This window comes from Salipaludibacillus keqinensis (assembly GCF_003226325.1).
GTDB classification, from domain to species: Bacteria; Bacillota; Bacilli; order Bacillales; family Salisediminibacteriaceae; genus Salipaludibacillus; species Salipaludibacillus keqinensis.
Genome location: NZ_PDOD01000004.1, coordinates 35,134 through 51,658, shown reverse-complemented (window position 1 = coordinate 51,658; position 16,525 = coordinate 35,134). Strand labels below are relative to the sequence as shown.

General features: G+C 42.0%; 16 protein-coding genes. 4 read left to right on the top strand and 12 right to left on the bottom strand.

Features of this window, described 5'->3' with window-relative positions; genetic code table 11:
- The first annotated feature begins 50 nt into the window (after positions 1-50).
- Together CR194_RS15245 and CR194_RS15240 are read left to right on the top strand one after the other, a co-directional pair.
- Positions 51-908, top strand: coding sequence for a MurR/RpiR family transcriptional regulator (locus tag CR194_RS15245; RefSeq protein WP_110610594.1), 858 nt, complete (start codon positions 51-53; stop codon positions 906-908).
- 31 nt (positions 909-939) lie between these two features.
- Complete coding sequence (locus tag CR194_RS15240; protein ID WP_110610592.1) at positions 940-2,475, top strand: gluconokinase; 1,536 nt, start codon at positions 940-942, stop codon at positions 2,473-2,475.
- 244 nt (positions 2,476-2,719) lie between these two features.
- Here CR194_RS15240 and CR194_RS15235 read toward each other — a convergent pair whose 3' ends face one another.
- The 10 genes from CR194_RS15235 to CR194_RS15190 form a co-directional block, all read right to left on the bottom strand.
- Positions 2,720-4,330: a long-chain fatty acid--CoA ligase gene (locus CR194_RS15235; protein ID WP_110611100.1), complete on the bottom strand. Its 1,611-nt coding sequence runs from the start codon at positions 4,328-4,330 to the stop codon at positions 2,720-2,722.
- Between the two features lie 73 nt (positions 4,331-4,403).
- Complete coding sequence (locus tag CR194_RS15230) at positions 4,404-5,387, bottom strand: quinone oxidoreductase family protein (protein WP_110610590.1); 984 nt, start codon at positions 5,385-5,387, stop codon at positions 4,404-4,406.
- Between the two features lie 53 nt (positions 5,388-5,440).
- Positions 5,441-7,219: an acyl-CoA dehydrogenase family protein gene (locus CR194_RS15225; RefSeq protein ID WP_110610588.1), complete on the bottom strand. Its 1,779-nt coding sequence runs from the start codon at positions 7,217-7,219 to the stop codon at positions 5,441-5,443.
- Entirely contained in the window at positions 7,212-8,297 is a 1,086-nt protein-coding gene (locus CR194_RS15220; protein ID WP_110610586.1) for a phosphotransferase family protein, read from the bottom strand. The genes CR194_RS15225 and CR194_RS15220 overlap by 8 nt, the downstream gene beginning before the upstream one ends.
- Before the next feature lie 151 nt (positions 8,298-8,448).
- On the bottom strand, positions 8,449-9,234 hold the full coding sequence (locus tag CR194_RS15215; RefSeq protein ID WP_110610584.1) for an enoyl-CoA hydratase/isomerase family protein: 786 nt from the start codon (positions 9,232-9,234) through the stop codon (positions 8,449-8,451).
- 30 nt (positions 9,235-9,264) lie between these two features.
- Complete coding sequence (locus tag CR194_RS15210; protein WP_110610582.1) at positions 9,265-10,143, bottom strand: 3-hydroxyacyl-CoA dehydrogenase family protein; 879 nt, start codon at positions 10,141-10,143, stop codon at positions 9,265-9,267.
- Positions 10,144-10,280: 137 nt separating this feature from the next.
- Positions 10,281-10,847: a TetR/AcrR family transcriptional regulator gene (locus CR194_RS15205; protein ID WP_110610580.1), complete on the bottom strand. Its 567-nt coding sequence runs from the start codon at positions 10,845-10,847 to the stop codon at positions 10,281-10,283.
- 134 nt (positions 10,848-10,981) lie between these two features.
- Positions 10,982-11,734, bottom strand: coding sequence for an SDR family NAD(P)-dependent oxidoreductase (locus tag CR194_RS15200; protein WP_110610578.1), 753 nt, complete (start codon positions 11,732-11,734; stop codon positions 10,982-10,984).
- Positions 11,735-11,802: 68 nt separating this feature from the next.
- A complete protein-coding gene (locus tag CR194_RS15195; protein WP_110610576.1) occupies positions 11,803-12,579 on the bottom strand; it encodes an SDR family oxidoreductase in 777 nt (258 codons plus the stop codon).
- 27 nt (positions 12,580-12,606) lie between these two features.
- Complete coding sequence (locus CR194_RS15190; RefSeq protein WP_110610574.1) at positions 12,607-13,806, bottom strand: acyl-CoA dehydrogenase family protein; 1,200 nt, start codon at positions 13,804-13,806, stop codon at positions 12,607-12,609.
- 214 nt (positions 13,807-14,020) lie between these two features.
- Here CR194_RS15190 and nei point away from each other — a divergent pair, with 214 nt between their 5' ends.
- Together nei and CR194_RS15180 are read left to right on the top strand one after the other, a co-directional pair.
- Positions 14,021-14,845 (top strand): endonuclease VIII, encoded by an 825-nt coding sequence (nei, locus tag CR194_RS15185; RefSeq protein WP_110610572.1) that lies wholly within the window; start codon positions 14,021-14,023, stop codon positions 14,843-14,845.
- An 86-nt stretch (positions 14,846-14,931) separates the two neighbouring features.
- Positions 14,932-15,909 carry an NAD(P)/FAD-dependent oxidoreductase gene (locus CR194_RS15180; protein WP_110610570.1) on the top strand — a complete coding sequence of 326 codons (978 nt, stop codon included), beginning with the start codon at positions 14,932-14,934 and terminating at the stop codon, positions 15,907-15,909.
- A 221-nt stretch (positions 15,910-16,130) separates the two neighbouring features.
- Here the strand turns inward: CR194_RS15180 and CR194_RS15175 are convergent, their stop codons facing one another.
- Both CR194_RS15175 and CR194_RS15170 read right to left on the bottom strand, forming a co-directional pair.
- On the bottom strand, positions 16,131-16,226 hold the full coding sequence (locus CR194_RS15175; RefSeq protein WP_110610569.1) for a YjcZ family sporulation protein: 96 nt from the start codon (positions 16,224-16,226) through the stop codon (positions 16,131-16,133).
- 104 nt (positions 16,227-16,330) lie between these two features.
- Positions 16,331-16,477: a YjcZ family sporulation protein gene (locus CR194_RS15170; RefSeq protein WP_110610567.1), complete on the bottom strand. Its 147-nt coding sequence runs from the start codon at positions 16,475-16,477 to the stop codon at positions 16,331-16,333.
- Positions 16,478-16,525 lie beyond the last annotated feature (48 nt).

Below are 16,525 nucleotides of genomic sequence, written 5' to 3'. Positions count from 1 at the left end.
CTACAGCTTTCTTATAATTCTGCAAACTTACAATAAAGGGGGATTTTACTATGCCCAATGTTGAAAATGGTCATTGTAAACACCGAATCAAAGCTTCGTATAGTTCTTTTCGTGAAAAAGAAAAGAAAATAGCCGATTATATTTTAGAGCACCCTGAAAAAATTATTCACTCCACGATTAGCCAAGTCGCTGAAAACCTTCATGTTGCAGAAGCAACAGTTTTTCGTTTTTGCAAGAGAATTGGTTTCAAAGGATATCAGGCAATGAAGATAGCCTTAGCCTCCGAATTGGTTACTGGAGTGAAGGACATTCATGAAACGATTCAAGAAGGTGACGATGAAAAACAAATAGCTGAAAAAGTTTTTAAATCTAATATTCGTACGTTAGAAGACACTTTATCTGTTATAGACAGCGAAAATTTTAAGCAAGCTGTCCAAATATTATTAAAAGCGAAACGTATAGAATTCTATGGAAATGGGGGATCTGGTGTCATTGCTATGGATGCTCATCATAAGTTTATGCGTACAGGCATCCCAACAATTGCTTATAGTGATTCTCACTTTCAAGTCATGTCGGCATCGCAGTTGACAGAAAGTGATGCAGTGATTCTCATTTCTCATTCCGGAACAAATCGAGATATTCTTCAAGCTCATGAAGTTGCCAAAGAACAAAACGTCAAAACGATTGGTATTACTACTCTAGCAAAGTCACCACTTAGTGATAGAGTAGATGTCCCCTTATATACGGTATCTCAAGAAACGGACTATCGATCCGAAGCGTTATCATCTCGACTTGCTCAATTAAGTATCATTGATGCCCTTTATGTGAACGTAAGTATTGGTCGCAAAGAACTTATGCAACAATCCGTCAAAAAGATGCGAAAAGCTATTTCTAGCAAACGAATGTAGTTCATCACTTCATAGGGAGAGGTTTTAAGTTATGCTTAAACAATATGTAATTGGACTGGATATCGGGACAACTAGTGCTAAGTCCGTGGTTTTTCTTGAAAATGGTACTGTCGTTGCGGAGGATGAACAAAGCTATCCTGTCTTTCATGCACAACCCTCTTGGGCTGAACAAGATCCGCTCATCATTGAAGAGGCAGTGATCACAGCATTCAGGCATTCTTTAGATAAAAAGGGGATTAAAGGAGAGGAGATCATTTCGGTAGGACTTTCATCGGCGATGCATTCTCTCATTTGCGTTGATGAAAAGAATAATCCCCTTTCTCCCTCTTTGACATGGGCAGACGGAAGAAGTGTGGACCAAGCATCTAAATTAAAAAATTCAGCTATAGGAACTACGATTTACTTGCAATCTGGCACCCCGATTCATCCTATGTCCCCTCTTTTAAAACTCATTTGGATGAACGAAACAAAATATCAACCTTATCAGAGAGCATCCAAGTTTCTCTCTATTAAAGAATTTATAACTTCAAGGTGGTTTGGTATAGACGCAGTAGATTATTCTATCGCCTCCGCTACTGGATTGTTTGATATTCGGAAGCGACAGTGGAACGATCAGGCACTAAAACTAGCTGGAATACAAGCGAATCAACTCTCAATACCAGTGTCACCAACCTACATCTTCCAAGGACTTTGTGAAGACGTCGCAACCAAACTTAAGGTTCCAAGAGATTTACCTTTTGCAGCAGGTGGAAGTGATGGACCCTTAGCAAACTTAGGGATTGGAGCCATCGATCCAGGGGATACCGCCATTACAATTGGAACAAGCGGAGCCATTAGACAGATGGCTAACCAACCAAAGACCGATGAACAACAGCAAGTTTTCTGTTATGCCTTTACCGATCATTTATGGATTTTAGGCGGCCCTACTAACAATGGTGGTGTCGTGCTGCAATGGTTAAAAGAAGTACTTGGTCAGAAAGAAGTAGAAGAAGCCTTCCTTTCTGGAGAAGATGCCTACTCCCTCCTTCTCCGGGCGGCTGAAGAGGTTCTTCCTGGGTCCGACGGGCTTTTATTCCTTCCTTATTTAAACGGAGAGCGCGCTCCTCATTGGGATGCAAACGCCAGAGGAGCTTATATCGGATTAGCCATGGATCATCAAAAGCAACATTTACTCCGCGCTGGTTTAGAAGGAGTGTTATTCAGTCTATTTAATGTAAGCGAAGCATTGGACCGCCTAGCAGGTAAAACCACTACCCTCTATGCAAGTGGAGGGTTCGCAAGATCTGAATTTTGGGTGAAGATGTTATCGGATATTTTCGGTCAAGAGGTTCATCTCCCTAAATCACACCAAAGTTCTGCCTGGGGGGCAGCTTGGATCAGTCTACTGGCAGTGGATAAAGTAAAAGATTATTCTTCGATTAAGCACCATATCCCGATGAAGTCGGTTGTCTACCCTACTGTCAATAACCATGAGATCTATCAGAAACTTTACCCCGTTTATCGAAATGTATATGAAGCTTTAAAACCCACGTTCAAAGATCTTGCTCTATTTAGAAGACAACATTAAAAAAGGGACGTTTTGAGTGAACATCAACGCAGCAAGGCAGATGGATTGGAAAGTAGCAGAGGAATTGTAACAAACAAAAGAAAATGGGGGCGTGCTGCGTAAGTGCTACGCAGCACGCCCCTCTAGATCAGACAATAAAAAAACCAAGATAACTAGTGGGAAAACAGTCTCTTGCTAGGTAGAGACTGATCAGTTGTACTCCATCCCACCTTTAAAATATACATGAATCGTCTTCAATTAAAGATTACGCTAGCTCATAATGCTCTTTCACTTTATCGCGGAGGCTACGCTTTAAAAATTTCCCTACGGAAGTTTTCGGTATCTCTTCCATGAAGATCACGTCGTCCGGTAGCCACCATTTGGCAAACTGGGGCTTTAAAAATTCCAAAATTTCGTCTTTCGACAAGTCTTCATGTCCTTCTTTTGTTACAACACAAGCCACTGGCCTTTCTTGCCATTCTGGATCTGGTATTGAAACAACGGACGCTTCAAAGACAGCTTCGTGTGCCATTAACGCATTTTCTAAATCCACTGAGGATATCCATTCTCCACCGCTTTTGATTAAATCTTTTGTACGGTCAACAATTTTGATTACACCTTCTTCATCGACTGTGCACACGTCTCCTGTGTGCAACCACCCATCAATAAACGTCTCTTCTCCTCGTTCATCCTTGAAATAATCATCAGCGATCCAAGGTCCTCTTAACAATAACTCGCCCATTTCCTCTCCGTCCCATTTCACTTCTCCTTGTCCGCTCATGACTTTCATATCTAATCCCGGAACAAGCAATCCTTGTTTTGCACGAATATCGAAACGGTCTTCTTCAGACAGATCTTCTTGATAACTCTTTAACCTTGAAACTGTTGCTAAAGGACTGGTTTCCGTCATGCCATATGCATGGAGGAAAGGAACATTGTATTTTTTCTCAAATGTCTTAATCATGCTTAAAGGCGCAGCAGATCCGCCACAAACGACAGCCCGCAGACTATCGGTCACGTAGTCGTTTGTCTCAAGCTCCTTAAGTAAGCCAAGCCAAATCGTCGGTACACCAGCGGTCATCGTTACTTTCTCATCTTGAATCAACTGAGCTAATACTTCAGGAGTGAACCGAGGTCCTGGCATCACTTGATTGGCACCTAGCCACGTTGCCACGTAAGGCATCCCCCAAGCATTCACATGGAACATTGGGACAACGGGCATCACTATGTCAGATTCAGATGCGGCTACCGTGTCAGCGAAGGCGAGCCCCATACTGTGAAGAACGGTGGAGCGATGGGTGTACACCACCCCTTTCGGATTACCGGTAGTAGCTGAAGTAAAGCACATTCCCGCTGCATCTGTTTCCTCAATATCCTGAGGGTACTGAAATGCCTCATCCCCGGCGGCTATCCATTCTTCATAAGAATAAACATGATTAACCTTCGTATCTGGCAGCTCGTTATCGGTCATCACCACATAAGCTTTCACCGTCTTTAATTTGTCATGAACCGCTTCAATTAAAGGAAAAACATCTTCGTCTACAAAGATCAGTTCATCTTCCGCATGATTAATAATGTAAATGATGTGCTCTGGTGAGAGTCGGATATTAATGGTGTGAAGCACTGATCCGATGCTTGGAACAGCAAAATACAGTTCTAAATGGCGATGGTGATTCCAAGCCAATGTCCCCACTCGATCTCCTCTCTCAATCCCAAATTCCTTTAATCTACTTGCCAATTGCCGGGTACGTTTGCCAATGTCTTTGTAAGTAAACCGGTGAATCCCTGAAGAGGTTCTGGAAATGACTTCTTTTTTCGGAAAAAATCGTTCAGCTCTTTCAATCATCGAGGAAATAAGCAAGTTCCCTTTCATCATCATGATCTACCACCTTTTAGATTTTTTTGAGGACATGTTTCCGGTGTACACTTAGTAAATCATCATCCTCTCATTATGGAGTTAAAATGAGCTTCCCTTTCGTCTTTCTTCCCTGAAGAAGCCTATGAACATTGGAGGCTTCGTCTAGGGGATAAACACCGCCAATAATAAGTTTCAACTGCCCTTTTTCAGTATAAGATAACAATTCAGAGAGACTAGATTTGAACAACTTCGGTTTTCTCATGATCTGCGGTAAGAAGAAGCCGATGACGGAATGGTTTTTCCCCATTAAACTTGATGGATAAAGTTTCGGTTGTTCCCCACTCGCTACTCCATAAATGACAAGTCTTCCGAATGGTGCCAAACAAGAGAGCGTTTTATTGAAGATCTCTCCTCCTGCCATTTCCAACGCCACATCGACACCTTTCCCATCGGTTGCTTTTAACACTTGATCTTCCCAACCTTCTTCTGAGTAATTGATACATTCATCTGCCCCAAGCTCTTTTGCTACCTGTAATTTTTCTTCCGTGCTTGCAGTGGCGATAACTTTTCCTGCACCAAACAGCTTGGCTAATTGGACAGCAATCGTTCCAACCCCACCGGCAGCGGCGTGAATAAGAACCGTTTCGCCTTCTTCAAGTCGTCCCATCGTTTTCAACACGTGGTAAGCGCTTAAACCTTGTAGTGGAAGAGCAACGGCATGGTTAAAATCAACACCTTCCGGAAGAGGAATTAATGATCTCGCCTCCGCAATGGTATATTCTGCATACCCTGTTGCGTTGTCTGACCCTATCAAGGTCACCACTTTATCTCCTGGTTGAATGTCGGTAACTTCGTCTCCTACTTCTGTGACAATTCCGGCTACTTCAGAGCCTGGGACATAAGGTAGAGGGGTCGGAACAACATACTCCCCCTGCCTTCTCGCCGTATCGGCGTAGTTAACACCAATCGCCTTTATTTCTATCAGCACCTCTTGCCCTTTCGGTGATGGCTTGTCCAACTCTACTTTCTCTAAAACCTCTGGTCCGCCGAATTCTCTCATTTGGATAGCTTTCATAGGAATTCCCCTTTCTTTTTTTCGAAGAATTTTGTTTACTTTATATGGTTTTCTTAACACGTATATTTTTGAGCTTCATTTAGAAAGGCAGCGATTTCACGATTTATGGCTACGCTTCCTTCTGCTTTGTATTTTCTTGTTTCTGTTGTAATTAATTGAGTAAGTTTCTCTCGTTCCGCTCCTGATAAAATGCCTGAAAGGAGTTGTCTTGCCAACATCTCTACTTCCATGTTTGCTTGATCTACAACCGTGAACGCTAGAAGCTGTTTTAATTGTTCCTTATCTTCTCCATTATTGGCTATTGCCTTGGCTGAACGATAAACAGCTGACTCTGTAGCATACAAAAGTATCGCAATCTCAGACAACTTCATGATCGTTTCTTGTTCTTGTTCTAACTGGTCGCCTAAAGTTTCGTAAGTCACACCAGCTAAAATGAGGAAAATACGTCTCATTGTAGCTACTGTTTGTTTTTCCTCTTTCAGTGGCCCTTCCACGTCATTTCCATTCTGCCCAAGACTACCTTTCGCTTCCTGAATAAGATCCTGTATCGGAATCTCTCCCAAAGCTGCTTTTTTAAACAATAGACGAGGGATGATCAGTCGATTAATTTCATTTGTCCCTTCGAATATACGGTTAATTCTGGAATCACGATACATTTGCTCAATTCGGTTCTCGCTAATAAATCCGCTTCCTCCATGCAACTGGAGAGCTTCATCAACCACGTAGTCCAACGTTTCTGAACTATACACTTTACAAATGGCACATTCGGTCACATATTCCATCATCCGTTTCCCGATGAGCTTCTGATCTTGCTCTTCATATAAATCTGCCAAGGCATCCTCTAATAATCCGGCTGTTCGATATTGAAGAGATTCAGCACTATAGATTCTTGCAGCCATGGTAGCGATTTTTTCTTTCGTTGCACCAAAATCAGCAATCCTATTGTTAAATTGTTTTCGCTCATTTGTAAATGAGAGGGCAAGTTCTAATGCATACTTTGCCGCCCCCATGCATGCAGAGCCAAGATTAAATCTTCCGAGATTGAGCACATTAAGAGCAATTACATGACCTCGTCCTACTTCACCTAGGACATTTTCTACAGGTACAAGACAATCTTCTAGAATGACAGAGCGAGTGGACGACCCTTTGATGCCCATCTTTTTCTCTTCACTACCTAACGACAGTCCTGGATAATCTCTTTCTACGATGAAGGCGGTGAATTTCTCTCTATCGACCTTGGCATAAACGATAAAAGTGTTTGAGAAGATCGCATTCGTTATATAAAGTTTCGTTCCATTTAGTACATAATGTGTTCCTGCCTCGTTAAGCTGCGCGGTTGTTTTAGCTGCTAGTGCATCAGAGCCTGCTGAAGGTTCAGTTAAGCAATAAGCTCCTATATATTCGCCAGAAGCAAGTTTAGGTAAATACTTTTTCTTTTGTTCTTCCGATCCAAAGTAGGTAATAGGCAGAGTTGCGATGCACGTATGATTAGAGTGAGCGACGCCATATCCACCGGTTTTTCCAAGTGCCTCCCCGACGATTCCTTTACTGACTTTATCAAGCCCCAGTCCGCCATGTTTACTCGATATGCTGTGACCAAGCAATCCTACGTCCCCTGCTTTATGAAGGATATCCACGACACGATCAAAGTGTTGCTCTTCAATAGCATGACGATGTGGTTCCACTTCTCTCTCCACAAATTGCTTTGCTGTCTGAGCGATCATCTTGTGTTCTTCATTAAAATCTTCTGGAGTAAAGATTTCTCTTTCACTGATTGAAGATAATAAAAAACTACCTCCGCTGATGTTCAATTTAGTTTCCTGTTTACTCATTCTTTACGCTCCTTTCAGAAAAGTGGATTTCTGGTATGCAATTCAAAGCTTGTTGAATAAGAATTTGTACAAACTGATTCAGTTTGGCAAAGCGCTCATCTGTTGTTTGGCCCTTCTTCCACCGATAGTAAATCTGCTGACAAATCACGGCTAATTTAAAGTAAGCAAATGCTAAATAAAAATGAAATTGAGAAACATCACGTCCACTTTTTTCGGCATAGGATTTTACAAACTCTTCTCTCGTCATAAAACCTGGAAGCACTGTGACCGGGGGCTTTCCCATCGCATATTTAAGGACATCCGGATCATCTTCCACAACCCAGTAACTCATTGCTGCGCCAAGATCTGCCATCGGGTCACCTACGGTCGTCATTTCCCAATCGAAAAGTCCGACGATCTGAGATAAATCTTCAGAAAACATTGTGTTGTTCAATTTGAAATCATAATGGATCACTGTAGCATCTTGAGACATGGGGATGTTTGACCTCATCCACTTTTTTAACTCTTCCACGCCTGTGACTTCATCTGTTTTAGCCCGTTCGTACCGAGTGATCCAACCATCTACTTGACGCTCCATAAATCCCTCAGGCTTGGTCATCTGAGCAAGGGCTGTTTTTTTGTAATCCACTTGATGAAGTTTGACGAGCGTATCGACCATTTGTTCAGAAATCTTTCGGCATAGTTGCTGCGAGGGCTCTATGCTTTTCGGGAACTCCGTATTCAGCACAATGCCATTTCTTCTTTCCATGATGAAAAAAGGACTGTCGATCACGCTCTCGTCATCACAATATAAAAAGGGTTGAGGAGCAGCAGGAAAAACAGGGTGAAGCTCTTTAAGAATGGTATATTCCCGCTGCATATCATGGGCTTTCGGTGCTACTGGACCGAGTGGGGGTCTTCTTAGTACCCCTTGCCAGTTCCCTATAGTTAGTTGGTACGTGAGGTTTGAGGCTCCAGATGAAAATTGTTCAATCGTTAAATCATTATCTGGTAATTCGTTAAGATGCTGTCGAAGATACTTCTCGAGTGTATAGGTATCTAGCTCTTCTCCTCGACGAACGGGAATCGTATCTTTCATAGGAACTACTCACTCCTTGGTAATCAGAATCAGATTGCGGAAGTTTCTTAACTCAACTTTGCTGTTCGTCGGCAACTTTCGCGGTTGGCGACGTTCGGACTCTAGATGCTCTTCTGTTCGTTGACGACGAACAGCCATCATGTCTATCAGTCTATTTATGCTTAAAAGTAGGTTTTCGTTTTTCTATAAATGCATGTACGCCTTCTTTTACATCTTCTGTTTGAAAGACTTCAGCAAATAAATCAGCTTCAAAATCAATCCCATCTTTTAGATTCATTTCTCCACCTACATCCACCGCTTTCTTTATTCGAGATAAGGATTGAAGAGAATAATTGCTGATGGTTTCCGCCATATTGATCGCTTTAGTCATGCCTGCTCCTGTATTGGTTACGTGATTGACTAAGCCGATTTCTTTTGCTTCTAAAGCAGAAATGGTTTCACCTGTATACATTAGTTCCTTTGCCTTCGCTTCTCCAACCAGTCTAGACAACCTCTGTGTGCCCCCGCCACCTGGGAAAATCCCTAATTTAATTTCTGGCAAACCAATTTGCACATGCTCTTCGGCAATACGTATATCAAAAGCTAAAGCCAATTCACAGCCTCCACCAAGCGTTAACCCGTCAAGAACAACAATGGTCGGTTTAGGGAAGGAATCAATGACGTTCAATACATCGTGCCCTGCCATAATAGACGTCTTTGCTTCTTTATTTCCTATCATTTCGGGAAATTCTTTAATATCTGCTCCGGCCACAAAAGCTTTGTCCCCAGCCGTCCTAAGGACTGTTACTACAACCTCCGAATCCTCTGCTAATGTTTCGAACGCTTCTTTTATCTCACGAAACACTTGTTTACTTAATACATTTAATGGAGGGCGGTCAATCGTTAATGTAGCCACTCCGTCCTTCTTTTCTAGATGCAAAAATTCATACATATCCATTCACCTCTTCAAGTATATTCTGACTGATTATTAAGCCTTTTGTGTTGAATAGTTGTACCAACCTCTACCTGTCTTTCGTCCAAGGGTGCCAGCTTGAACTTTTTCTTCAATAGATTTCGGTGGTTTATCGTTTGGATCCCCTGTTTCAGCATAGCGTTGTTCATGAACGAAGTAGGCTACATCAATTCCTGAAAGGTCCATCAATCCAAAGGGGCCGATGGGATGCTTTAATGCTTTCGTACAGATCAAGTCAATGTCTTCAAAATCTGCATATCCCTCTTCATATAGCTTGACCGCCTCCGTAGTTAAAGCCCCGAGGATTCTGTTTGCGATAAAACCGGAAATCTCTTTTTGGAGCAGTACTGCGGTTCGATTGATTTTTTCACAGATCTCCATCGTGACTTTGACCGTTTCATCAGAGGTGTGTTCACCTTTGACAACCTCTACACAGTCCATCACCAATGGTGGGAAGAAGAAGTGCATGTTACAAACCTTATCAGGTCTATTCGTTGCTTCTGCTAATAAAGAGCTGACGATGGTCGAGCTGTTCGTAGCTAAAATTGTGTGAGGAGGGGCCAATCTATCAAGCTCTGAAAAGACTTGCCGCTTTACTTCCAGCTTCTCGACAATCGCTTCAATAACAAAGTCTGTTTCTTGAGCCGCTTCTTCTAAACTAGTCGTAAACAACAGCCTTGAGAAAGCCTCAATTCGTTGTTCTGATGAGATTTTCCCTTTCGATACCCACTTGTCCATTTGAAATTCCAACGCTTCTTTCGCTTTTCCCAAAGCGTCTTCATTTACATCTTGAATCGTTGTCTCGTACCCTCCTAGGGCACATAACATGCCAATTTGATGCCCCATGGATCCTGCGCCTACTACACATATATTATTTACTTCTGCTGTTTTCAATTTTTCATCCCTCTTTCTATTTTTCTACTCGTTTCAACAAAACACGACACTAACCGACCGGTTGGTATGTTTGTGGCGCAAGGAATCTTTATCGATTCCCATTGCCATAGCAATAACTTGAACAAAGTCCTTCGCATTTAATTGTCACTTATCCCATTCAAGAAGATGTCCAAGTAAATTTCTGCTACCTTCACATCTGGAAGAGGTCCATTAGGATTAAACCATTGATAACTCCAATTACATGCACCTAATACAGCGAAGGTTATGATTTCTGGGGGAAGATCGCTCCTGAATTCTCCCTTTTCTATTCCTTCACAAATCAAACTTAGAAGTTGATTAAAAAATTGATCTCGTTGTGGAATAATTTCAGACAAGTGATCATCGCTCAAGTTTCTCATCTCTCTGAAAAAGACGCGAGCACTGGTCCCTTGTTTTTCAATACTGTTTAAAAGCATATACACGACATCAAACAATTTCGTTTTGCTGTCTTTACTGTCATCCTCAATAATTGCCTTTTGTTTCTCAACTACGGCAGTGATATATCGTAAATGAATTTCCATTAATAATTCTTCTTTGCTTTTAAAATAATAGTAGAATGTTCCTTTCGTTACACCTAAGGCATCAACAACATCTTGAATTGATGTCTCACTAAAGCCCTTCTTTTCAAATAAAACGATACTTTTCTCTAAGATTTTTTCTTTCACAGCTAGGGTCCCTCTTTCTAATCAACTATTTTCCACATAGTATAGCATAAGTCACGCAATGCCTTGGCTATATACATCAGATCGTTCAACTTTGTCCATCATATGCGGCATAGCGCCTTCCTTCATGAGAAATTTTATAGAGTTAAAGCCCCCCCATCAATCATTAACGTAGTTCCTGTAATGTAAGAAGCTTCATCAGATGCTAGAAACACAACTGCATTCGCTACCTCTTCTGGTTTTCCTAACCTTTTAAGGGCATTGGCTCTCGTAATAATTTCCCATTTCGCTTCATTCTCTTTCCATTTATCGACGATGGCCGTATCAATTACACCAGGTGCGATGGCATTCACGCGAATCTGTTTTGGACCATACTCCAATGCGGCATTCTTCGTTAACGTAATGACACCGCCTTTTGAAGCATTATAGGCTGCCATGTATTTTCTCCCTTTCACACCTAGATAACTGGATGTATTAATAATAGAACCGCTTCCCTGTTTTTCCATTATAGGCAAGGCAAACTTCATCCCTAAAAAGACGCCTTTCAAGTTAATATTCATCACACGGTCCCACTCTTCTAAAGAGAGATCTGGCAATTTCACCTCTTCATTAGGAACACCTGCATTATTAAACAAAATGTCTATCCGTTCGTATCTTTTCTCTGTTTCAGAGATGAGTTCGTTCATGTCTTGTTCTGAAGAAACATCTGCTTGAATGAATCGAGCCCTGCCACCCGCTTCTTTAATCAAATCGACTGTCTCTTCACCTGAATGTCTATGAATATCTGAAACAACAACGACAGATCCTTCAGCGGCAAAACGTATCGAGGTCGCTCGACCAATACCACTCCCACCACCCGTAATAACTGCTACTTTTTCATTGAGACGCATGTTCCTTTCACCTCACTTTAGAATGACTGCTCATAAAATATTTTGTAAAGGGAGATTCTAGTACTTTCCTAAACGAGGGCATGGGTTCCACCATCAACAACTAACACATTTCCCGTTGTGAAATCAGCGGCTCGCGAAGCTAGAAAAAGAGCTGCTCCTTTTAGATCATCTTCATTTCCGAAACGTCCTAAAGGCGTTCGTTCAAGGATAGACTCTCCTCCATGCTCTAACACACCTTTCGACATTTTTGTTGGGAAAAATCCCGGTGCAAGGGCGTTCACATTAATATTGTATTCACCCCATTTTACGGCTAAATCTTTTGTTAACGTGATCACTGCCCCTTTACTCGTATTGTATCCGATCGTGTCCATCACCTTAGGATCCGTTCCGCCAAGGCCTGCGACCGACGCTATATTAATGATTTTCCCTGACTTCTGACTCATCATGACTTTCCCTACAGCTTGAGACATTAAAAAAGTTCCTGTCACATTCACGTCTATCACTTTTTTCCAGGCTTCTAGTGGCATATCAACCGCCGGAGTCCCCCATGTGGCGCCACTATTATTCACAAGCACATCAATGCTTCCAAACCTTTCAATCGTTTTATCAACTACGTGTTGAATATCATCTGGGTCTGTGATGTCACATTTTAATGCTAATGTTTTCACTCCTAGACTTTCTAACTCTTTACTCACTGCTTGGCAGGCTTCCAGTTTTCTAGAACAAAGGACGACATTCGCACCTGCTTCGGCAAATGCTTTAGCCATTTGTTCTCCAAGGCCTCTTCCGCCCCCTGTAATAATTGCTGTTTTATTTGTTAAGTCAAATAACTCTTGTATGTGCATCTATTTCCCTCCGCCCTTAAAATATGATTAGTAATCTAGTAACTCCTGTTTAGCCACAGCCCGCCGATGGACTTCGTCAGGGCCATCGGCAATTCTCAGAGTTCTTGCTTGTGCCCAATGATTTGCCATAGGAAAATCTTCACTTACCCCTGCTCCGCCAAAAGCTTGAATCGCCCGATCAATCACACGTAAAGCCATACTAGGAGCGACTACTTTAATCATCGCAATTTCTTTTTTTGCCTCTTTGTTACCCACTGTATCCATCATGTAAGCTGCTTTTAGCGTCAGGAGACGAGCCTGTTCAATATCTATCCTGGAATCTGCAATCCATGCTTGAATCACACCTTGATCTGCCAAGGGTCTTTGAAAAGCTACGCGCTCCTTTACCCGCTTACACATTTCCTCCAAAGCACGCTCTGCTGAGCCTATCAACCTCATACAGTGGTGTATTCGTCCAGGCCCAAGACGCCCTTGAGCAATGGCGAACCCTTTACCTTCCCCCCATAAGATATTGGATACAGGAACGCGAACATGATCAAATTCAATCTCCGCATGTCCATGAGGAGCATGGGTATAGCCAAACACTGAAAGTTTTCGTTTGATCTTTACTCCTGGAGCATCCATAGGGACGATAATCATCGATTGTTGCTCATAGCGATGAGCATCTGGATCTGTTTTGCCCATGAAAATAGCGAATTTACAGCGCGGATCTCCGCCGCCTGAGGACCACCACTTCTTTCCGCTAATCACATATTCGTCGCCATCTCTTTCAATCTTTGCTTCAATGTTTGTGGCATCGGAAGAAGCAACGTCTGGTTCAGTCATAGCAAAACATGAACGAATTTCTCCATTAAGAAGGGGATCAAGCCATTGACTTTTTTGTTCTTCTGAACCGTAACGCACGAGGACTTCCATATTGCCTGTATCGGGCGCATTGCAATTGAACACTTCAGGTCCAATCACAGACCGCCCCATGATTTCACACAGAGGGGCGTACTCAACGTTTGTGAGTTTCCTCCCTTCCTCAGGTAAAAATAAATTCCAAAGTTCTGCTTGTTTCGCTTTTGTTTTCATTTCTTCCATTATTGGAGGCACTGAGGACCAAGGATCTTGCTGATTATCTACATACTCCTCATACGTTCGTTCATTCGGGTAAACGACGGATTCCATGAAGTCGGTAAGCTGCCCTTGCAATGCTTTCACTTTTTCTGAGTAATCGAACTTCACTCTGTTCTCCACCTTTCCATTTATCTGAACTTCTCACATCTTACAAACTAACCGGTCGGTATGTACATTTAGTATAATCGCAATTGTAAGATTATTCAAGTCTTTTACTATTCCGGCCATTCTATTTATTTGTTTTACAAACTGGCAGAAAGTATAATTTACAATCATACATAACGACATTAATTCACTACGTTTGAGGAAAGGAACATCATTAATGCCTGAGGGACCTGAGATTCGAAAAGCCGCAGACCAAGTAGAAAAAGCAATTAAAGACCAACCCGTGCTTGATATTTCTTTTGCGTTCGAGAGTTTACAAGGGTATGAAGATCAATTACGAGGTGCAAAGGTAGAAAGAGTGGATACGAAAGGAAAAGCGATGTTGATTCGCTTTGATCATGGATGGACTATCTATTCTCATAATCAACTTTACGGCAAGTGGATGATTCGAAATGCTTACAATTATCCAAACACAAACCGCCAGCTTCGTCTTGCCATTCATAATGAAAAAAAGTCAGCATTACTATACAGTGCATCGGACATCGACGTTCTACTTGATGAAGAAGTCCCAAACCATCTTTTTATATCGAAGATCGGCCCGGACATCTTGAGTGAAAACATTCAGGCAGATGATCTCATCCATCGGTTCTCTAGTAAACCTTTTCATAAAAGGAAATGGACTTCTTTACTTTTAGACCAATCGTTTGTCGCGGGAATTGGAAATTACTTGCGCAGTGAAATTATGTACGTAGCTCAAATCCCTCCTACTGCCCGTCCAGTCGATTGTCGCCCTGACCAGCTTGCTCAAGCCGCTAAAGCCACAATTGATCTCATGTGGCAATCTTACCTGCATAACGGGATCACTACCGATTTAAAAGTAGCAGAAAAGTTGAAATTAGCGGGGAAGACGAGAAAGCAATACCGTCACTGGGTGTTTAATCGGGAAGGAGAACCTTGTCATCAATGTTCAACCTCAATCGTTAAATTTCAAGCGGGCAGCCGGCGATGCTATTATTGTCCCACTTGTCAGGGCGAGAAGTGAAAACAATGGAGTAGTTAATCATTTGGAGCGTCATAGATTCATAGTAAACCACATTAGACGAACGTTTTCTCATGAGAGGGGATTAAATGACCATGAATATATCCATTATTGGCGGAGGTTTATCTGGAATTTTTGCCGCAAGAACGTTACGGGAATTAGGACACGACCCCACGATTATCGAAAAATCAAGAAGTGTCGGGGGACGAATGGCAACAAGGCGAATCGAAAACGGACGTGCCGACCACGGAGCACAATTCTTCACTGTAAGATCCACTGAATTACAACAACTCACGGAAGAATGGCTTGAGAACAAATGGGTTGAACGGTGGTTTGGTGAGGATTATCCTAGGTATCGAGGAACTGAGGGAATGAATTCCCTCGTGAAAAAACTAGCTGAGGGCCTCCCACTAGAACTTGAAGAAAAAGTGTTACGAATAAATCGATCCGGCTCAACCGTCTCTCTCACCACACAGAACGACAAAGAATTCAGCAGTGATGCTGTAATCGTCACCGCTCCCGTTCCACAAGCTTTGCAATTGCTTCATGATTCGTCGATCAGCCTACCAAGTCATACAAAAAGTGCATTGGAATCTTTACAGTTTAAACCATGCTTTGTTGGTCTATTAACATTAAATGAATCGATATCTATTGGAAAAGAGGGGATTATATCCAGCGGCTTACCTCATGGGGTTGATAAAATTGTCGCTAACGATCAAAAAGGCATCTCACCTACGTCCATTCTGTCTGTCTACATGACCGGAGATTGGAGTTCTGCACGATTTGAAGAAAAGGATGAAGACGTATTAGCTCAAATCGTTGATATTCTTCACGCCGAAGTGCTCTCTGTTGACCAGATTGCTCGTTCTCAACTTAAACGGTGGCGGTTTGCTGAAGCAACCCAAGTTCATAGAGAGCCATTTTTACAAGTTGACAATCTACCTATTTTCATAGCAGGAGATAGCTTCTTAACTAAAGACGACTCTAGCGGACGTACTCGGGTAGAAAGTGCCATTCTTTCGGGAATGCACGTCGGGAAAGCTGTGGCTCAACACTTTTATAACTAAATTCAAGAAGCCTCACACAAGCATGGAAAACTTGTAAAAGGCTTCTTGGATATACATAAATGGGACGTTCTTTTTTTAGCAATGAGAAAATGAGAACATCGTCAAACCTATTATTTATTCGAAGGTGTTCACGAAGTCTCCCCTCTTAAACCCATAACTTGTTTTGGTGGTAATTCAGCTCAAAAGAAAAAGAATGCCTGAAGCAGGCACTCTGTTCTCTATTAATAGCCGTAACCGCAATATGATGCTCCGATAATGACTAACAAGATAAACAACACCACTAACAGAGCAAACCCAGATTCATGAGTATAGGACATATCAAGTCACCCCCCTTGATTTATTTAACATGAAACGACTTCAGTTTGTAATCGTTTGTACTTTCTGATAAAAGTACAAAAAGACGTTCACTTCTCCTTAACAATTAACAGTGCTTCTTGAATGATGCGCCGATGATAACTAAAAGGATAAATAACACGACAATCAACGCAAAACCATTGCCAGGTTTCGTTTGAACTCCAGCAACACCGTAGTTGTATCCGCATGGATCATAGCAACCTTGATGGTACATGAACAATCCCACCTTTCCTATTTTACTTTTATCTTACACTTCAGCTTA

Excerpts from the sequence above, each read along its gene's own strand:
- CR194_RS15215 (WP_110610584.1), bottom strand. The coding sequence starts at position 9,234 with ATGGATATGTATGAATTTTTGCATCTAGAAAAGAAGGACGGAGTGGCT.
- CR194_RS15170 (WP_110610567.1), bottom strand. The coding sequence starts at position 16,477 with ATGTACCATCAAGGTTGCTATGATCCATGCGGATACAACTACGGTGTT.
- CR194_RS15230 (WP_110610590.1), bottom strand. The coding sequence starts at position 5,387 with ATGAAAGCTATCCAAATGAGAGAATTCGGCGGACCAGAGGTTTTAGAG.
- CR194_RS15200 (WP_110610578.1), bottom strand. The coding sequence starts at position 11,734 with ATGCGTCTCAATGAAAAAGTAGCAGTTATTACGGGTGGTGGGAGTGGT.
- CR194_RS15225 (WP_110610588.1), bottom strand. The coding sequence starts at position 7,219 with ATGAGTAAACAGGAAACTAAATTGAACATCAGCGGAGGTAGTTTTTTA.
- CR194_RS15180 (WP_110610570.1), top strand. The coding sequence starts at position 14,932 with ATGACCATGAATATATCCATTATTGGCGGAGGTTTATCTGGAATTTTT.
- CR194_RS15240 (WP_110610592.1), top strand. The coding sequence starts at position 940 with ATGCTTAAACAATATGTAATTGGACTGGATATCGGGACAACTAGTGCT.
- CR194_RS15175 (WP_110610569.1), bottom strand. The coding sequence starts at position 16,226 with ATGTCCTATACTCATGAATCTGGGTTTGCTCTGTTAGTGGTGTTGTTT.
- CR194_RS15195 (WP_110610576.1), bottom strand. The coding sequence starts at position 12,579 with ATGCACATACAAGAGTTATTTGACTTAACAAATAAAACAGCAATTATT.
- nei (WP_110610572.1), top strand. The coding sequence starts at position 14,021 with ATGCCTGAGGGACCTGAGATTCGAAAAGCCGCAGACCAAGTAGAAAAA.
- CR194_RS15245 (WP_110610594.1), top strand. The coding sequence starts at position 51 with ATGCCCAATGTTGAAAATGGTCATTGTAAACACCGAATCAAAGCTTCG.
- CR194_RS15235 (WP_110611100.1), bottom strand. The coding sequence starts at position 4,330 with ATGATGAAAGGGAACTTGCTTATTTCCTCGATGATTGAAAGAGCTGAA.
- CR194_RS15220 (WP_110610586.1), bottom strand. The coding sequence starts at position 8,297 with ATGAAAGATACGATTCCCGTTCGTCGAGGAGAAGAGCTAGATACCTAT.